The organism is Salarchaeum sp. III, assembly GCF_036418315.1.
Taxonomy (GTDB): domain Archaea; phylum Halobacteriota; class Halobacteria; order Halobacteriales; family Halobacteriaceae; genus Salarchaeum.
This window is the reverse complement of record NZ_JAZHPG010000014.1, coordinates 14,081-30,881: the sequence shown is the minus strand read 5'-3', so window position 1 is coordinate 30,881 and position 16,801 is coordinate 14,081. Positions and strand designations below refer to the sequence as shown.

The following is a 16,801-nucleotide window of genomic DNA, read 5'->3' as shown; positions in this document are numbered from 1 at the left end:
TCTAGTTGTTGTCGGTGCGGATTTCAAATCGTGCTCCCCCCTCCGGTCCGTTTGTCGCCGTAATCTCCCAGCCGTGTCGGTCGACGACTTCTTTGACGATACTGAGCCCGAACCCGGTTCCATCTTCGGCAGTTGTATATCCCGCCTCGAACAACGTCGCTTGCTCGGCGTCGGGGAACCCGTCTCCGTTATCAGCGATGTAGAATCCGTCCGCCGTATCACCGATCGTCACCGCTACGTCTGGTCCGCTGTGGTCGATAGCGTTCTGCAAGAGGTTCATGACGAGTTGCTGGAGTTGGTCACGATCCGCTTGGATGGTGCGTTCTGTCTCGATGGAGAGTGTCGCATCCAGCGTCGAAATCGTCCCCCAGCACGTTCGTGCTATCGTCGCCAGCGAAATCGGTTCCATCTCCATCGCCTCCTCACCGGCGCGGGCGAGCGCCAGTAAATCATCAATTAGCGCGTCCATCCGACCCAACGCGTCGTCTATCTTCTCGATGTGCTCACTCTCGTACTCGTCCTGTAATAGGTCTAAGTGACCGCTCGCGAGTTGGAGCGGGTTCCGCAAGTCGTGACTGACGACACTCGTGAACCGCTCCAGTCGCTCGTTCTGCTGGACGAGCTCACGCTCACGCCGCTTCTGCTCGCTAATATCGCGATCCATCGCCACGAACCGATCCTTCCCATCCAAGTTAAGGCGGATGAGATGAATCTCGATCGGGAACGTCGATCCGTCGCTCCGTTCGAGTTCCCCCTCAAATCGATGTGGGCTATTTGGCGGCATTGTTTTCCAGAACGACGATGCGCGTTCTCGGTCGGCAGACGGATCGAGGTCCCAAACTGTCCGTCCGATGAGTTCGTCTTCCGTGTATCCGAGTTCGTCACACAACCGCTGATTTACGTCGCGGATGACACCTTCGATGTCGTGCACGGCGAACATATCTGGGGAATGCTCAAACAGCGCTTCCAACCGCGCAGTCTGTGTTTGTAACTTCTGCTCGTACTGTTTCTGTTCGGTTACGTCGTCCTGAAATCCGACAAACAACTCGAGGTCGCCGTTGTCGTCGAACAGCGGGGCGATACGGACACGATTCCAGAACTCCGTTCCATCCTTCCGGTAGTTCCGCAACTCGACCGTCACCCACTCCCTGTTTTCGATGGCATCACGGAGGTCGGCAACCGGCTCGTCGGCAGTGGCTTCGCCCTGGAGGAACCGACAGTTCCGCCCGAGAACGTCACGTCTCTCGTAGCCAGTAAGCGCCGTGAATTCGTCGTTCGCGTAGACGATCGGATTATCGTCCTGCTGCGGGTCAGTCAACAGGATCCCGATTGGCGCTTCATCCATCGCGCGTTCCTTCAGGGACGAGTTCGCGGCGTTCGTCTCGCTCGGGAGGGGTGTGAGCGTGCAGATCAACGAGCCATCGTCCGTATACGAGAGCGTATGCTCGACAGTAATCTCATCACCGCTCTTCCGGACGAATGATGTCGTGCCGCGCCATCGCCCCTGACGTGCTTCCGGCAGCAGTACATCAGTGACCTGCTCGATATCGTCGTCATGATAGAACGCCTCCCAGTGAACGCCAAGCAACTCCTCGCGGTCGTACCCGAGAATATCCGCCCACGCGGAATTGACGTATTCGATGTAGCCGTCCTCGTCGAGAATGCCGATGCCGTCTCGTGCGGTTTCAATCGCTTCGAGCCCCCGGTTCAAATACTGTTCCGCTCGCATTCCTTCGACGGCGTTCTGAATCCGATTCGCAAGGACGCTGTACTGTTCCGTACCACCGGTTTTCTGGAGATAGTCAGTCACCCCAGCACTGATAGCTTCACTAGCAATCTCCTCACTCCCCTTCCCCGTAAAGAGAAGGAATGGAAGATCTGGATGCGTATCACGCACTCGTTCCAAGACCTCCAAGCCATCCAACTCGGGCATATCGTAGTCGCTCACGATACAATCCACCGGCAGCGCTCTATCGTCAAGCATCGCAAGCGCGTCTCGCGGATCTGTCTCGGAATGAACAGTGATGTGCTCGTGTTCGCGCTCAAGGAAGGCAGCGACGAGCTCATTGAAACTGGCGTCATCATCAATATGGAGAACATCGATTGTCCGTGGCGTTGGAAGAGAACTTGTCTCAGGATGGACGTCCCGCTCGGTCATACTGTCTCCTTGGGCGGACACAATAATGGTCTGCTGGTTGTTGGTCAATGCTCGTTCTCGGACAACCCGCTGTCTTCGAGACGAAAACTCGCCGCCTACAGCGAGAGGAACGCCGACGCGCACCGACTCAGACGACGCGCACCGTCTCGTCGACGCCGTAATTCTCTCCTTCCGGAAAGAGAACCCAGACTACTAGTAGGAAGTTAGTGCTACTCCTCGCCAGCCGTCGCCCGCGGAAGTGAGAGACTGAACACGGTGCCGTCCGGCTGTCGGTCTTCGACGGTGATTTCGCCGTCGTAGCCGTCGACGATCTCTCGGACGAGATGCAGGCCGAATCCGGTTCCCGCGCTGTCGAACCCCTGTACGCCTTTCTCGAAGACGGTGTCTTTGATGTCGTCGGGCACGCCCGGGCCGTTGTCCGCAATCCGGACTGTCGTCGTCTCCGCGCGCTCTTCGACGGCCACCTCGACGTGAGGCGTCTCTTTGTCGTTGTGTTCGACGGCGTTCGCCAGCAGATTCTCGAAGACTTCCGACAACAGGTCGTCGGCGAGTACCATGCCGGCAGCGGCCGTCTCACCGCGACTATCGAACTCCGCGTCGTCGAACACCTGTCGCGCGTTCTGGAGTTCCGCGTCAAGTATTTTCCCGAGGTCGACCGGTTCGAGTTCGGTGTCCCCGGTTTCGAGAACGGCCTTCATCAACGACCGGAGGGTGTCGATGAGGTCGCTCATCTCGTCGAGCCGGGACCGAATGACCTCGAGGTGGTCCGTAGCGTCCGGCGCGACGTCGTCGGCGATGATTCTCGCTCGCGCCTGCACGACGCTCAGGTCGTTCTGGAGGTTGTGGCGCACCAGCCGATTGAAGAACTCCATGCGTTCTCGTTCGTGTTCGAGCGTCCGCTGTTGGTCGATCACTGTCAGCGCCAACCCCATGATTTCGCCTACTTGCGCGAGCACACCGAGCTCGGTCTCGTCGAACGCTCGCTCACGGGCCGTAGCGACCGTCAACGCCCCGTATTGTTCGTCCTCGTACGCGACCGGAATCGACGCTAGCCTCCGGATTCCGCGGTCGTCCTCGACTGCTGTCAGTGGCTCATGCTCGGCCGCAATGTCCGCAACACTCGCGATTTGGGGGGTGCCGGTGTCGACAGCCTCGGTGACGAGCTGTGCTCCCGGACGTTCAGCGCGTTCGCCCGCCTCGTCGTGAACGTTCGCATCAGTCGTCAGCGTGACTGCACCGTTCTCGACGGTGGCGACGTGGGCGAACGTGTACGAGTCCGAGGCGGCGAGCCGGTCACAGACCACTCGCTCGACGTCCGCCTGTGTCGACTGTTCGACCAGCGCCCGATTGATGTCGCGAGCGGTCTCGTTGAGGTTGTTCAGCGCGAGGAACTGGTCCGTCTGGTGTCGCTGTTCGAGTTCGTAGCGCACCCATTGGCCCATCAGGTGATGGAACGTCCGCTCGCCCTGCGAGATTTCGTCGCGCGGCTCGGTCGAGACGAACCAGAACGTACGGTCGGCCGCGTCGTCGAACGCCAAATACGTTCCGAGATACGCGTGCACGTCGAACTCCTCGTACCCGAGCGTGTCCTCGTATCCGTCGGTGTCCGTGACGGCACAGGTACCGCCGTCGTCGGCGGTCGCCCGACAGTACGTCTCCGAGAGCGGATACTGAGCACCGGGAACGAGATCCGGGTGGCCGCCGCTGGTGGCTTCGACCTCGAACCGGTCGGTCCCCGGGTTCACCTGCGCAAGCCCGCCCAGTTCCATGTCGAAACGCTCGCATCCCACCTCGAAGAGCGCCTGGAGTTTCTCGTTGAAGTCGCGGTCAGTTGCGGCGATAATCTCGTAGAGCTCGTGGAGATACTGTTCGTGGTCGTGCAGCGTCGTCCGCGAGTCGGTTCGGTCGCGAAGCGTCCGGAGCTTCCGGTCCACTCGCGCTTCCGGTTGGTCGTCGAGGAACTGCTCGGGCGGCGTGTAGTAGACGTTCTGCGACACCGTACCGTCCTGCACAATCAACGGATGGGTCTCGATGACGTCGTCGATAATCTCGTCGGGAAAGCGCGTGCGGTTGTACTGACAGAGACCCGTGTGGTCGTTCGCCGCATAGAACGGATTGAGTAACGCCTCGTATTCGGCCAGCTGGCTGTTCGTCGTGCCGGGGTCGTCAAGCGCCCAGCTCATCTCGGCTGCCGTCCGAACGCCCGCGAAGTCAGTCGCTACGTCCCCGGAGAGTTTCTCCCGCCAGAACTCGAGCGCAGCGTCCGGGTCGAACGCACCCGATTGCTGGTAGGCGTCCGCCGCCGCTACCACCTCGAACGCTCCGGTTTCGAGCGCGGTATCGACATCGACCCCGGCGTCACGGAGGGCCTCGAGAACGGTCTCTCGAGGGGTCTCGTGTGTGACGTAGATGCACTGTTCCCCCGATTCGAGGCCGTGGCGGAGAAAGGAGACGACCGTCGCGAGTTGTTCGTCGCGGTCGTCGTAGACGTGCGCGAGATGGTCATTCACCTGCTCGTGCTCGGTAACGGGTTCGACAGCGCCGTCGAACCCATACCTGCGCTGTGAGCTAGTACGTCCAGTCTCGGGATTCATAGCGCCGCTACTCCCTGAGAATGGAGTCATCGTTACCGCAGCTAGACCGATGGCACAGAAAAACCTGATGTTTGCTGTCATTCCGGCCGCGTTGGTCGCTGTACGCAGCAAACGCCACGGTCTCCAGTGCGGTGCTCGGAGCGTAGTGGCGGGACTCGGCCACGAGATTTTTGAGAACTCCTACCAATGAGTCCGGTGATGGCCGAGCACGACATCCCGAAGGGTGTGAGTCTCGACACGCTACACGAGATCCTGGCGGGCTGGAGCGAAGCCGGCGCTGCAGACACCCCCACGTACACGTCGGATGTCGAGGACGTTACGAGCGTCTCTGATGTGGTCGGGCGCCAGACCCGCTTCCTCGAGGAACTCGGTGTCCTCGAACCCCATAATCAGCAACAACACACGCTGACCGCTCCCGGAGAGAAGCTCGCGAGCGCGCTCGCCGACGGGGATGAGGACCGCGCCAGGGAGCGGGCGCGAGACGTGCTCTCCGACTGGTCCCTCACAGACGACGTGCAGGGCGTCCTCACCGACAACCCACTGACGGAAGAGGACCTCGTCCCGCTCGTCGCCGACCTCGCGGACCAAGACCTCGACACCAGTCGCGTCCAAACCGGCCTCACCACGCTTCTCGACCTGTACGAGTGGGCGGGCCTCCTCGAACGCGACGTGGAGGACCGATACCGGGTGGCCACGCCCGCGGACACGGATGACACGGAGCGTGCTGACGAGGAATCGAGCTCCAAAGCGAGGACGACAGAGGTCGCGGACGCCACAGAGACAGCACAGGAGGCGGTTGATGTGGCCGAGGCGGCCGCGGACACGGCCGACACGACGGCATCAGAGGCCACGACGGCGGCCGCGGATGTGGAGGCTGCGGCCGAGGAGACTGCGCGGCGAACGGCCGCGGAAGTCGCCGCGCGCGTCGCCCGCGACATCGCGGAGGACACCAGCGAAGAACTGGTATCGGAGACCGCCGAAGAGGTGTCGCAGGCCGCGCAAACGGCGGAGGAAGCCGCCGAACGGTCCAAGGAAGTCGCGGAGACGGTCGACACCCCGGCGAGCGAGGAGGCTGTTGCAGACACGGTGGAGTCGGTCGCGCAGCGGGTGGCTGCGCAGACGGCTCGCGAGGTCGCCGCCGAGACGGCCACGGAGACAGCTGAATCCGTGGCGCAGGAGACGGCCGCACGGACCGCCGAGGAGACCGCACGCGGTGTCGTGGAGGAGGCGGTTGCGGAGATCGACCGGGCCAGTGAACGGGTCGCGGAAACGGCGGACACGGTCCGCGAGCTCGCCGACGAAATTGCGGCGGTCACCGAACCCGTCACGGACGCCACCGACGCGGCCGGCGAGCCGGGGAGCGGAGGCGAAGCCACCGCACAGACCGCGCCGCCGGAGGTATCCGAGCCAATCGAGGCAGTGACAGCGGTGTCGGACGAGGCGGACGCCGCGTCACAGCCCGGCACAGCAGACCCGACCGCCGGGACGGAGCAAGCGCCGACAGCGAACGCGCTGACAGACGCCGTCGAAGGTTCGTCAGATGATGTCGGCGAGGCAGCCGAAGAAGTGACGCGGGAACTCCTCGAGGACGCTGGCGAAATCGAGGGTACGGTCGGCGACGAGTCCGGCGTGGAAATCACAGTGGACGACGAGTCCGGCGTCGAAATCAGTGTCGGCGGCGATGTCGACCTTGCCGGCGTTGACCTCCCGGAGGGCGTTCAGATCGATGCCGGCGAGCCGACGCAGGAGACGACGGGGGCATCCGAGACCGACACCCTGGAACCCGACGGCGGCGTCGAGAACGCAGCCGACGAAACCGACACCGGTGTCGAACTGACGCGGGAGGACGACACGGTCTACATCGACATCGACGCCGGCCCGGGAATCACAATCGCCGTGGCGGACGACGCGACGAACGACGAAGCAGCGGGGGACGGCGAAACAGCGGAGGCCGATGTAACGGGCGGCGACGAAGCCGATGTCGGGGACGGGACTGACGGGGAATCGGAAGCCGTGGAGGAATCAGCGGCGGCAGAGGAACCGGCAGACGAGACGGCTGGTGACGAACCGGACGGTGACGAACCGGACGGAGACGAGTCCGTCGCGGGAAGCGACGCCGCAACTGATGAGGAGATGGAGGGAACCGGTGACGGAAACGGCGGGGACGCGGACGCCGCTGTTAGCGCGGGTGAGGGCGACCTTGCGGAACTAGCGGACGCGGACTCCGCATCGGAGCTCGTCGCCGACCTCGCGGAGGCGACGAGCGACGCGAAGGAGGCAGCCACCGAAGCGAGGGCGGCCGCCGAAGAAGCCCAAGCCACGGTCGAAAACGCCACTGCGGGCGGTGGCTCGGCGGACAGCAGCGAACCAGCAACGGAGCCACACGCGATTTCGCTCGACCTCGATATCGATTCCGCGGACCTCGAAGCCATCGTTCGCGGCCTCCAACAGGGCTTGACGGATACTGACTGACCACAGCGATGGGGCGACGGACATCACGCGCCTCGATATCATCGAGACCGTCGCCGGCGACCTCAACGCTTGCCTCCGCGACGACGCGTACGGCAGCGAATCACGTTGAAACGGCGCGTTCGCGGCTGTCGGGCGTGTCGCTTGCGCTCGCCGAAACCGAGTAGACGACGCTGGCGGTGAAGAGGACGATACTTCCGACGAGGAACAGCGTGCTGAACGGCGAGGCGGTGTCGACGAACAGCCAGTAGATGGGCGCGGCGACCGAGGAACTCGTCGCCAGCACCGCGACCTTCGCGATGAGCGGCCCGCAGCAGCCACACGTGCACGACCCGATGATGGCGGCGCTCCCCGCGCTCCCCTCGGTGAGGCCCGCGTCGCCGCCGGCGCGCCAGCGGTACGCGATGAACGCCGCGCTCGTTCCGACGAGCGCGCTCAACAGGCCCGTGATGAGGAGGTGGCCGGGCGACAGCGCGACGAACAGCGGGACGTGCGGGAAGTACAGTTCGAGGACGGGCCACGTGACGAGCTGGTAGAGCGTCGGAATCACGGCAGTGACCCGGCGGTGGGGCAGTCCCTCGATGGCGAGAATCGAGAGGTAGCCGGTGACGGAGAGGAAGAAGAGGAGCATACAGAGCGCGACCCCGACGCCGAACGCCGTGGCGACGCGGTCGCGGGCGACACGCCGGAGTGCGCGTCCCGCGTCCCGCTGGAGAATGTACCCGACGACGACCGGTGTCGCGAGGACGATGGCGTAGCCGAGCGGATGCGTGTCGCTCGCCGCACCGGGAATCAGGTAGGGGTAGGCAACCCACGCGCCGAGCAGGATGCCGAGCGCGGCGTACCGGGGGCGGGACGGCCACTTGTGGCGGACGAGCGCGAGAGTGGCGAGCATGATGGTGAACCCGCCCACGAGCGACATCAGCGCGTACCACGACCGCGGGAACGGGAGCGTGCCCGCCCCGTACGTGAGGTCGGGTGAGAGCGTCTCGAAGAGCACGACGCCGAAGGCGGTGAGGACGATACCGAGAAACACCGCGGCGAGCGCGCGCGTCGGCGTGACCCACGCTCGGCGCTTCGCCAGCACCGCGACGCCGAGCACGATAACCCCGAGCGCCGCGAGTTCGATGCCGAGCGCTTTCGAGAGAACGCCCGTGTCAGTCGCCCGATGCGCGGACGCGGCGGACGCCTGAGTGAGCGCGAGCAATGCGAACACGACGACCATACCGGCGCGACGCGCGCGCCGCCGCGATGACGGGCACGACCCACGGGGTGACACGAGAGCGCGGGATGGAGCACGTAGAGACATCCGGATGTCGACGCCGACGGCCGCCGGCTACTCGTAGTTCGTGGTAGGGTTCTCGAAACCGGGCGGGGGAGCAGTACACGCAAGTGCCTTCGCGCGGCAGTCGGCCGTATGCGTCGTCCCCCGTTCGACCCGCCGCGCGCCCTCAGGTGGCTCGTCACGCTCTCCCTGCTCGGAACCGTGGTCCTCACGGCCGCGGCTATCCAGTCGGTCGCGCTCCGCGGCTGGATGTCCTGTGGCGGCGACTTCCCGAAGTGCGCCGGCCAGTGGGTGCCGCTCGCGGATGCAGCCGCGTCCTCCCAGTACACCGCCGCGCAGATCGCTGCGGAGTGGCTTCACCGCGCAATCGCGTTTCTTACCGGCCTGCTGATGCTCGCGGCGACCGCGCTCGCGTGGTGGCGCGTCCGCGACTTCTTCCTGACTCGGTGGTCGCTCACGCTCGCCACCGCCCTGCTCCCGTTCGAGGCGTGGCTCGGCGTCGTCACCGGCGTCCCCGACCCCGACCCGCTGTACGCCGGACTCCACACGGTCATCTCGCTCGCGGTGTTCGCCCTGCTCTGTCTCGCAGCGCTCGTCCTCTGGACGCACAGACAGCGCCGTCGGAACGGCACGGCCGCCGAACAGTCCGCGTAGGCTACGGCTCGAAAACGGAGTCCAGGAGGCGTTCGAGCCGGTCGACGAGGCGTTCGGGGAGCGACGGTTCGATGTCGGCGAGGATGCGCGCGGTACGTCCGGGGTCGACGAGCGACAGTTCGACGCGCTGGCGGGCGTCCTTACGCTTCTCGACCAAGCCCACGTCGACGAGGCGGTTGACGTGATAGGAGAGCGTGCTTCGCGCGAGATCGAGGTCGTCCGTGAGCGCGCCCGCCCGCCGGTCGCCGTCGAGAAGCGCGACGAGAACGTCGCGGGAGGTCTCGCGGCGCGCGAGCGCGAGCGCTCGGCGCTCGAACGCGTCGTACCCGGTCGGATAGTAGTGCGTGCGGCCGTACAGCGACTCCTCGACGAGCGCGTCCGCGCGCAGGAGGCGGTGGACGTGATACTGGACCTGGCCGGGCGCGAGGTCGAGCTCGCGGACGAGCGCGCTGAAATGGATGCCGGGGTCCGCGGCGATACGGTCCGTGATGCGTGTCCGTGTCGTCATGGTGGGTTGTCGCGTTCGACGGTGCGGGCGTAGTAGACGGCCGCAACGACCAATCCGGCCATCACCACGTCGAGGCCGTGTTCGAGGACGTGGTGGAACGTGGCCGGTATCGCGTTCGAGACGGAGAGCAAGGCGACGCCGGCGCGCGCGAACAGCGCGGTGAACGCGAGCACGATGAGGAGGTAGGAGCGCTGGCGGCGCCGCAGATAGACCGCGGTGGCGAGCGCGACGAGCAGGCCCGATATCGCCGCTGCCGCGAGAAGAACCGCGACGAGGAGCATACTCGGGTCGCCACCGTGGTACTGCACGCGTGGGCGTTCGGACCGGAGGGTTCTATGTCGTTCGATTCAGGACGCGAGCGGCCGGGAGAGTATCCAGAGCGAAAGCACGGTGTAGGCGACCATGAGCGCGACGAGCGGCGCGTGCGCGCGCAGCGACCCACTCGGATACGCGCGGTCGAAGGCGTGGTGGGCGGCGGCGACCGCGACGAGATGGCCGGCGACGACGAGCACGACCTGCCCCGTCCAGTATGCGGGAATCGACAGCCACGAGAGCAGGACTGGTTGGGTTCCGGTGAGCGCGCCGACGAGCAGGGCGGCGTTCTCGACGAGGTGAGTGGCGTTGTGCGCGAGTTCGTACGCGACCGCGATGGGGAGCAGGGACCCGGCGACCGCGAGCGCGACAGTTCGGGCGGAGTCCGTGGTGATGCGAGCGACGATAGCTGTGACGGCCGCGAACACGGAGAGGAAGGCGAGCAGGCCGACGGCGTAGACGAGGAGGCCGGGGGCGTGACCGACGCCGAGGTCGCGGAGTGCGAGGAAGAGCGCCTGGTATTCGGGCGTGCTGGTGAACCCGTCGAAGCTCACGGTGTACACGCTCGCGACGACCATCGCGACGACTGCCGTGGACGCGACCGGGCGCGCGCAAGCGGTCCACGGCCGCCGCGCCACGACGACCAGTCGTCCCTCCCGTTCGCGGACGGTGAGTGGGGCGACGCGTCCGACGAGTCCGTAGAACACTTCGAAGAGGTCCGCGCGCCGGTACCACTCGCGGCCGAAGACCAGTCCGCCGCAGACCATCAGGGTCGCGTACGCCGCGAGGAGCGCGCTCGTGCGCTCGGGCGACCGCGGAAGCACGGTCAGGTTCTCGAAGACGCCGACGAGCACCACGAACCCGAGCGTGGCCAGCCATTCGGCGAGCCACGACGGATACGCGCGCCCCTCGATTCGTCCGCCCTCCACGTACTCCAGCGCGCGGTGAACGGTCCGCCACGGCGACAGCGCACGCCACGGACTCCCGGCGAGCGCCGACGCGACGAGCACGCCCTTCAGCCAGAGCACCCAGAACACCACGACCGCCGGGTTCGTTGGCGTCGCCCGCCCCAGCACGCCCACCGCGAGCACGCCAGCGAACACGGCGAGAAATCCGAGCGCGGCGAGCGAGCGACTCGCGGTCGCGGCCCACGACGGGACCGTGGCGAGCGCGCGTCCCCGGCGCTCGCTCGTTTCGCCGGGGTCGGTGCGCGCGAGCCAGAGCGCCGTCGCGGCGACCGTCGCGCCCGCGCCGAGGTAGAGGAGGGCGAGTGGGAGCGGCGCGTCGAACCGGGTCGCCGTCACCTGGTGTGCGCCCGCCGTCGAAACGAAGGTGGCGAGCGCGGCGAGCGCGGGCAGGGCGCGGGCGACCGACATCACTCGGTCGTGGGGCCGTCACCGGAAAGCGGTAGTGGTACGCGCGTCGAATGGTGTGAGTTTTCCCGGGCGGCCGTGAACTCCACGTATGCGCCGGAGGACGATAGCGGCCGCGGCGGTGCTGGTGCTCGCGCTCGCGGGCGTCGGCGCGTACGCGGTCGTGAACGGCGGCGGGTCGGGGATGCTCACTGTCGCGTGGGTGAGCGACACGGACCGCCCGAACCAGGTGAACCACCACCCTGTCGCCGTGGCGGGCTCTGGTGAGGACGCGACGGTGCTCGCGCCGGTGAGCGCCGTCTCCGGGAGCGGCGGACACTGTCGGCTGGTCGCGCTCGACGCGAACGGCAGCCAGCGCTGGAGCGAAGGTATCGCCGACCACGCCTGCGCAATCCACGGCATCGGCGACCCGACCGTCCTCGACCTCACCGGCGACGGCGACGTCGAGGTCGTCGTTCCGACCGCCGAGAACGCCGTCTACGGCTACGATGTCGAGTCGGGCGACCGCGCGTTCGTCGGAAACACGACCTCCTTCGGGTACAGCAAACCCGTCCTGCTCGACGACCCGCGCCGCGTCTTCGCCATCGACTTCGACGGCCGCGCGTACGCCTGGCACCCCAACGGGTCGGTCGCGTGGAACGTCTCTGTCGACCCCGCAATCATCGCCGATCCCGTCGTGATGAACGACCGCATCGTCGTCGGAATGACCGACGCCACAATCGCCCTCCACCAGAACGGTACGCGCGCGTGGTCGGTTCCCGTCGGCGCTGAATGGCTCGTTCAGGTGGACGAAACGCACGTCGTCGCGTCGAACGGTGCGCGCGTGACGAGCATCGACACCGACACCAAGACGGTCGACTGGACGCTCGACACCGCCGGTCGCGCGGTCGTCCACGATGTCGTGGACGGCGACCGTGACGGCACGCGCGAGGTCTACGTCGGGAGTCGCGGCGGTCGCGTCCTCGCCGTCAACGCCACCACCGGCGCCGTCGAGTGGCGGACCCGACTCTCGGAGACGACCGACCTCACACCCGCGCCGATTGTCGGGAACTTCACTGCCAGCCCCGGACCCGAGGTCGCTGCCGTCACTCACGGCGGCCAGGTCGCGATCCTCGACGCGGCCACCGGCGAGACCGTCGCGACGTACGAGCGCGACGTCGCGGTCTGGGTTCACCCGACCGCCGCCGACATCGACGACGACCCGCTCGACGAACTCCTCGTCATGTACGGCGACGGCCGCGTCGTCGCCCTCGACGCGCCCCCCGCCAGCTGAGACCGCCGTCAGTCGTCCTCCGCGCTCGGAGGGGTGGATGCCGCGTCGAGCTGGCCGGTCGTCGCGTCGCTCCAGTCGAGCCGGCGCTGGAAGTAGAGGGCGACGTTCACCAACGCGAGCAGTACGGGGACTTCGATGAGCGGGCCGACGACGGTCGTGAACGCGACGCCGGACCCGACGCCGAACACCGCGACGGCGACCGCGATGGCGAGCTCGAAGTTGTTCGACGCGGCGGTGAAGCCGATCGCCGTCGTCGTCGAGTAGTCCGCGCCGATACCCTTCCCCATCCCGAAGCTCACGAGGAACATCACCACGAAGTAGATGGTCAACGGGACGGCGATGAGGAGCACGTCAGTCGGGGCGGCGACGATAGTCTCGCCCTGCGTGGCGAACATCACGATAACGGTGAACAGCAGCGCCACGAGTGTCAGCGGGTCGATTTTCGGGACGAACGTCTCCTCGTACCACTCCTCGCTTTTGGCTCGCGTGCCGGCGTACCGCGTGAGGAACCCGCCGAGGAAGGGGATGCCGAGGAAGACGACGAGCGCCTGGAACACCTGCATCGGCGTCACATTGAACGCCTCGATGCCGGCGACGAGCGTCTCCATCCCGAGCAATGGCGGGAGAACGAGGCCGAAAAACCAGACGTAGACGCCGTACGTGACGATCTGGAAGAGGCTGTTGAACGCCACCAGTCCGGTGACGTACTCGGTCGAGCCGTCCGCGAGTTCGTTCCAGACGAGCACCATCGCGATGCAGCGCGCCATCCCGATGAACACGAGGCCGAGGAAGAACTCGGGGCGGGCGGGCAGACCGGGCACCAGTCCGCTGAAGAAGAACACGGCGAGCCCGAACATGAGCGTGGGGCCGATGAGCCAGTTCTGCGCGAGGCTTAGCCCGAGGACGCGCCAGTTGCTGAACACGGCCCGGAGCTGCGAATAGTCGGCTTTCGCCAGCGGCGGGTACATCATCGCGATGAGACCGAGTTCGACGAGGTGGAAGTCCTGAATCGGCCGGGTGACCGACGGGGCGACGAACCCGAGGCCGATACCGACGGCCATCGCGCCGAAAATCCAGACGGTGAGGTACTTATCCAGGACGTCCATCGACCGCGGGTCGCCACAGCTCTCACAGGTACAGTTCGGGCCGTGTTCGTGCGTGTCCGTGTCGGCGTTACGCATCAGTGTCCCCCGGTGTTCGACCGGCGGCGCTCGCGTTACGCACTCGCCGCCACCTCCCGCTCGATTTCGTCGAACAGCGCGCTCACGCGCTCCCGTATCTCCTCACGAATCTCGCGGACGCGCTCCAGGTCGTTCCCGTCGGGGTCGTCGAGCGCCCAGTCCCGAATGTCCACGCTGGACGCGTCCGCGTCGAGTTCCAGCGTCGAACACCCCATCGTCGCGACGTAGTCACACGATTCGAGCTCCGCCCTCGAAATCTTCCGCGGTGTCCGGTCCGAGAGGTCGACTCCCTCCTCGCGCATCACGTCGACGACGATGTCGTGCACGTGGTCGGCGGGATGCGTGCCGCCGGTGAGGATTTCGACCGCGTCGCCGAGGCCGCGGCGTTCCCGTTCCTGCTCGGCGAACGCGGTCGACATCTGCGAGCGTCCGGCGTTCTGCACGCACATGAACGCCACGCGCACCGGTTCCGTCATCGGTCGTCACCCCGCGTCTCGTCGAGGGCGGACAGGAGGGCTTCGGCCCGGTCGGTCACCTCGTAGTACCGCCACGTCCCGTCCTTCCGGCGGGTGACGAGGCCCGCGTCGTGGAGGTCCGAGAGGGCGTGACTGATCGCGCTGTCACTCACGTCGACGACCGGACTGATCTCGCAGACGCAGAGCTCTCGGTCCGCGGCCGTCAGCAGCCGCGTGATGTCGTACCGCGTATCGTTCCCGAGCGTCTTGAGCGCAGTCACCTCCGCGTCAGCGTTCGTCGGAGCCGCCGATTGATACGCGCGCAGCGAATCGAGGCGGTCCGCCACGTCCCCGTCGCAGCACTCACCGATCTCCTCCGTGATAAGGCGTTCGAGCCGTTCCGTCTGTCCACTCATAACTGAGTAGATGAACACTCATTCATATAACTGTGTGGGGCTGCGGTCGAGACGACGCGGACAGCGCGCCAGGCGTTCGAGGAAGAGCCGTCGTCACCGGCCGACACGACCAGGCGACCGGCCGGCATCGACACGGTTTTTCCGCATCCGCGGCCTACTCCAGCGCGTGCACGCAGCCCGACCGGCCCCCTCGCCCGACCGCGGAGCAGCCACGCGAACAGCGGTCTCACCCCTCCACGGGAACACAGGCGTGACCGCCGCTCACCCGGACATCACCCTCTCTCGGACAGCATGAGTGCGACCGTCGAAATCCGGCGCGCGACCGCCGACGACGTCCCCGCACTCGTCCCACTGTACCGCGCGGCCTACCAGACGACCGCCGACCTCGGCTACCCGACGAGCATGACCGACGTGGACCACGAGTACGTGCGGTCGTGGTTCGCCGACGAGGAACCGTCCGCCGAGTTCGTCGCCGAACGCGACAGCGAGGTCGTCGGCGCGGTGCGAGTACTCGAAACCGAAGACCACCCGTTCGCCGAACGACTCGCCGTCGCCCCCGACGAACAGGGCGCGGGAATCGGCGCACGACTGTTCGAGCACGCCGAAACATACGCCCGCGAACGAGGCTACGACCGCCTCCAACTTGGGACGTACTCAGAACACCCATTCCTTATCGACTTCTACGAATCCCGGGGCTACGAGCAGTACACCGTCTGGGAGAACGACGACGCCGACCACGACTACATCGGCTACCAGAAACAACTCTGAGCCGTCCTGCTCTCCCTGACTGTCCGCCAGCGTGGTTCTCCCGGCCACCGGCGTTTTGTGGCGGCCGCCCGAACTAGGCACTATGTGGGTGGTCTTCGAATGACGTACTCAGCGACCGTCGTCGACACGTACCCGCTCACGCCCCGCGTGAAGGGGTTCCGGCTCCGCGTACCCGACCACGAGTTCGAGTACGACCCCGGCCAGCACACGACCGTGCACTTCGAATCCGGCGACGAGGAAGTCGTTCGGCCGTACACGCCGACGAACCTCCCCGGGACCGACCAACTGACGTTCGCCATCAAGCGCTACGACGACGGCCTCGCCTCGGCGTACATGCACACCCGCACCCCTGGCGACGAGGTGACCATCGGCGAACTCGAAGGCAACCTCGGTATCGAGGACTTCGACCGCGACGTGGCGTTTCTCGCGACGGGCGCCGGCATCACGCCGATGCTGGCGATGCTCAGGCACTACCTCGCCGAGGGAACGGGCGACGCGACGATGCTGTTCGGCGAGACGGACGAATCCTCGCTCATCCACCGCGGCACCCTGAACGAACTCGCCGCAGACAACCCAAAACTCGACGTGGCGTTCACGCTCTCCCAGCCGAACTGGGAGTGGACCGGCCGCCAGGGATACGTCCAAGAACACCTCGAGTCGGTGTTCGACGACTTCGAGTCCCGCGACTTCTACGTCTGCGGCGTCCCCGAAATGGTCGTCCAGACCAAAGACCGCCTCCGCGAACTCGGCGCGCCCGACGACCGCATCCACAGCGAGGGCTGGGAGGACGACGCCGTGACCGACGACACGTAGACAGTACACGCCTCGAACATTCCCCTTCGACAGTGGGTCGCGTGTCCGCTTAGTACCGGTAGAGCGAGACGACGTACGGGAGGCGGTCGTACATCCACACGGCGAGCGGCAGGCCGATAATCGTGATGGACGCAGCCCACGCGAGACTCATCCAGACGCCGCTCAGCCACCAGCCGACGAGGACGAAGTAGACCGCACGGACGAGCAGGGAGTGCTGCTCGCGGCCGCGTTGGGAGACCATAACCGTTCCGTCCGCCTCCGTGACCGCGGTCGTTTCGAGCGTTCTGTCCTTCAGCGAGACGATTTTCGGCACGTAGTTTATCATCTTGATACCGACCGGCATCAGGATGATTGTCACGACGAGGAACCACGCGACGCCGAGCCAGATACCGCTCGCCCACCAGCCGATGAGGACGAAGTAGACCGCGCGAACGAGCAGGGATGGACTCCCGTCATCGCGCGTCACTGACACATCCGCATGCGACCCCGAATCTACCATACCCTATCGTAGCCCGGTGACGCTGATAAGTCCGTCCCAGCAC

General features: G+C 65.9%; 15 protein-coding genes. 5 read left to right on the top strand and 10 right to left on the bottom strand.

What is annotated here, in order from left to right:
* Nucleotide 1: 1 nt before the first annotated feature.
* A complete protein-coding gene (locus U3A55_RS01935) occupies nucleotides 2-2,158 on the bottom strand; it encodes a PAS domain S-box protein (RefSeq protein ID WP_330989835.1) in 2,157 nt (718 codons plus the stop codon).
* 209 nt (nucleotides 2,159-2,367) lie between these two features.
* Nucleotides 2,368-4,752 (bottom strand): MEDS domain-containing protein, encoded by a 2,385-nt coding sequence (locus tag U3A55_RS01930; protein WP_330989834.1) that lies wholly within the window; start codon nucleotides 4,750-4,752, stop codon nucleotides 2,368-2,370.
* A gap of 198 nt (nucleotides 4,753-4,950) precedes the next feature.
* Here U3A55_RS01930 and U3A55_RS01925 point away from each other — a divergent pair, with 198 nt between their 5' ends.
* The gene (locus tag U3A55_RS01925) at nucleotides 4,951-7,224 is read left to right on the top strand and encodes a hypothetical protein (RefSeq protein ID WP_330989833.1); all 2,274 of its coding nucleotides are present in this window, start codon (nucleotides 4,951-4,953) and stop codon (nucleotides 7,222-7,224) included.
* Nucleotides 7,225-7,324: 100 nt separating this feature from the next.
* On the opposite strand, the gene U3A55_RS01920 is transcribed toward U3A55_RS01925, so the two are convergent.
* Nucleotides 7,325-8,446: a hypothetical protein gene (locus U3A55_RS01920; RefSeq protein WP_330989832.1), complete on the bottom strand. Its 1,122-nt coding sequence runs from the start codon at nucleotides 8,444-8,446 to the stop codon at nucleotides 7,325-7,327.
* A 192-nt stretch (nucleotides 8,447-8,638) separates the two neighbouring features.
* Here U3A55_RS01920 and U3A55_RS01915 point away from each other — a divergent pair, with 192 nt between their 5' ends.
* Entirely contained in the window at nucleotides 8,639-9,160 is a 522-nt protein-coding gene (locus tag U3A55_RS01915; RefSeq protein ID WP_330989831.1) for a COX15/CtaA family protein, read from the top strand.
* A 1-nt stretch (nucleotide 9,161) separates the two neighbouring features.
* On the opposite strand, the gene U3A55_RS01910 is transcribed toward U3A55_RS01915, so the two are convergent.
* From U3A55_RS01910 to U3A55_RS01900, 3 genes are read right to left on the bottom strand one after another with little or no spacing between them, the layout of a single operon-like run.
* A complete protein-coding gene (locus tag U3A55_RS01910) occupies nucleotides 9,162-9,668 on the bottom strand; it encodes a winged helix-turn-helix transcriptional regulator (protein WP_330989830.1) in 507 nt (168 codons plus the stop codon).
* Nucleotides 9,665-9,976, bottom strand: coding sequence for a DUF7471 family protein (locus U3A55_RS01905; RefSeq protein WP_330989829.1), 312 nt, complete (start codon nucleotides 9,974-9,976; stop codon nucleotides 9,665-9,667). The genes U3A55_RS01910 and U3A55_RS01905 overlap by 4 nt, the downstream gene beginning before the upstream one ends.
* 39 nt (nucleotides 9,977-10,015) lie before the next feature.
* Nucleotides 10,016-11,356 (bottom strand): hypothetical protein, encoded by a 1,341-nt coding sequence (locus tag U3A55_RS01900; protein WP_330989828.1) that lies wholly within the window; start codon nucleotides 11,354-11,356, stop codon nucleotides 10,016-10,018.
* An 88-nt stretch (nucleotides 11,357-11,444) separates the two neighbouring features.
* On the opposite strand from U3A55_RS01900, the gene U3A55_RS01895 reads away from it, so the two are divergent.
* Nucleotides 11,445-12,626, top strand: coding sequence for an outer membrane protein assembly factor BamB family protein (locus U3A55_RS01895; RefSeq protein ID WP_330989827.1), 1,182 nt, complete (start codon nucleotides 11,445-11,447; stop codon nucleotides 12,624-12,626).
* A gap of 8 nt (nucleotides 12,627-12,634) precedes the next feature.
* On the opposite strand, the gene arsB is transcribed toward U3A55_RS01895, so the two are convergent.
* From arsB to U3A55_RS01880, 3 genes are read right to left on the bottom strand one after another with little or no spacing between them, the layout of a single operon-like run.
* On the bottom strand, nucleotides 12,635-13,807 hold the full coding sequence (gene arsB / locus U3A55_RS01890; RefSeq protein ID WP_442978252.1) for an ACR3 family arsenite efflux transporter: 1,173 nt from the start codon (nucleotides 13,805-13,807) through the stop codon (nucleotides 12,635-12,637).
* Between the two features lie 35 nt (nucleotides 13,808-13,842).
* Nucleotides 13,843-14,283 carry a low molecular weight phosphatase family protein gene (locus U3A55_RS01885; protein ID WP_330989826.1) on the bottom strand — a complete coding sequence of 147 codons (441 nt, stop codon included), beginning with the start codon at nucleotides 14,281-14,283 and terminating at the stop codon, nucleotides 13,843-13,845.
* Entirely contained in the window at nucleotides 14,280-14,678 is a 399-nt protein-coding gene (locus U3A55_RS01880) for an ArsR/SmtB family transcription factor (protein ID WP_330989825.1), read from the bottom strand. The genes U3A55_RS01885 and U3A55_RS01880 overlap by 4 nt, the downstream gene beginning before the upstream one ends.
* Nucleotides 14,679-14,969: 291 nt before the next feature.
* Here U3A55_RS01880 and U3A55_RS01875 point away from each other — a divergent pair, with 291 nt between their 5' ends.
* Together U3A55_RS01875 and U3A55_RS01870 are read left to right on the top strand one after the other, a co-directional pair.
* Nucleotides 14,970-15,446 (top strand): GNAT family N-acetyltransferase, encoded by a 477-nt coding sequence (locus tag U3A55_RS01875; protein ID WP_330989824.1) that lies wholly within the window; start codon nucleotides 14,970-14,972, stop codon nucleotides 15,444-15,446.
* 99 nt (nucleotides 15,447-15,545) lie between these two features.
* Nucleotides 15,546-16,259 carry a ferredoxin--NADP reductase gene (locus tag U3A55_RS01870; RefSeq protein WP_330989823.1) on the top strand — a complete coding sequence of 238 codons (714 nt, stop codon included), beginning with the start codon at nucleotides 15,546-15,548 and terminating at the stop codon, nucleotides 16,257-16,259.
* Nucleotides 16,260-16,308: 49 nt separating this feature from the next.
* On the opposite strand, the gene U3A55_RS01865 is transcribed toward U3A55_RS01870, so the two are convergent.
* A complete protein-coding gene (locus U3A55_RS01865; protein WP_330989822.1) occupies nucleotides 16,309-16,758 on the bottom strand; it encodes a YccF domain-containing protein in 450 nt (149 codons plus the stop codon).
* Nucleotides 16,759-16,801: the final 43 nt, after the last annotated feature.

What these genes read in the sequence shown, in the direction of transcription:
- U3A55_RS01935 (WP_330989835.1), bottom strand. Translation starts at nt 2,158, where the DNA reads ATGACCGAGCGGGACGTCCATCCTGAGACAAGTTCTCTTCCAACGCCA.
- U3A55_RS01930 (WP_330989834.1), bottom strand. Translation starts at nt 4,752, where the DNA reads ATGAATCCCGAGACTGGACGTACTAGCTCACAGCGCAGGTATGGGTTC.
- U3A55_RS01925 (WP_330989833.1), top strand. Translation starts at nt 4,951, where the DNA reads ATGGCCGAGCACGACATCCCGAAGGGTGTGAGTCTCGACACGCTACAC.
- U3A55_RS01920 (WP_330989832.1), bottom strand. Translation starts at nt 8,446, where the DNA reads ATGGTCGTCGTGTTCGCATTGCTCGCGCTCACTCAGGCGTCCGCCGCG.
- U3A55_RS01915 (WP_330989831.1), top strand. Translation starts at nt 8,639, where the DNA reads ATGCGTCGTCCCCCGTTCGACCCGCCGCGCGCCCTCAGGTGGCTCGTC.
- U3A55_RS01910 (WP_330989830.1), bottom strand. Translation starts at nt 9,668, where the DNA reads ATGACGACACGGACACGCATCACGGACCGTATCGCCGCGGACCCCGGC.
- U3A55_RS01900 (WP_330989828.1), bottom strand. Translation starts at nt 11,356, where the DNA reads ATGTCGGTCGCCCGCGCCCTGCCCGCGCTCGCCGCGCTCGCCACCTTC.
- U3A55_RS01895 (WP_330989827.1), top strand. Translation starts at nt 11,445, where the DNA reads ATGCGCCGGAGGACGATAGCGGCCGCGGCGGTGCTGGTGCTCGCGCTC.
- arsB (WP_442978252.1), bottom strand. Translation starts at nt 13,807, where the DNA reads ATGCGTAACGCCGACACGGACACGCACGAACACGGCCCGAACTGTACC.
- U3A55_RS01885 (WP_330989826.1), bottom strand. Translation starts at nt 14,283, where the DNA reads ATGACGGAACCGGTGCGCGTGGCGTTCATGTGCGTGCAGAACGCCGGA.
- U3A55_RS01880 (WP_330989825.1), bottom strand. Translation starts at nt 14,678, where the DNA reads ATGAGTGGACAGACGGAACGGCTCGAACGCCTTATCACGGAGGAGATC.
- U3A55_RS01875 (WP_330989824.1), top strand. Translation starts at nt 14,970, where the DNA reads ATGAGTGCGACCGTCGAAATCCGGCGCGCGACCGCCGACGACGTCCCC.
- U3A55_RS01870 (WP_330989823.1), top strand. Translation starts at nt 15,546, where the DNA reads ATGACGTACTCAGCGACCGTCGTCGACACGTACCCGCTCACGCCCCGC.
- U3A55_RS01865 (WP_330989822.1), bottom strand. Translation starts at nt 16,758, where the DNA reads ATGGTAGATTCGGGGTCGCATGCGGATGTGTCAGTGACGCGCGATGAC.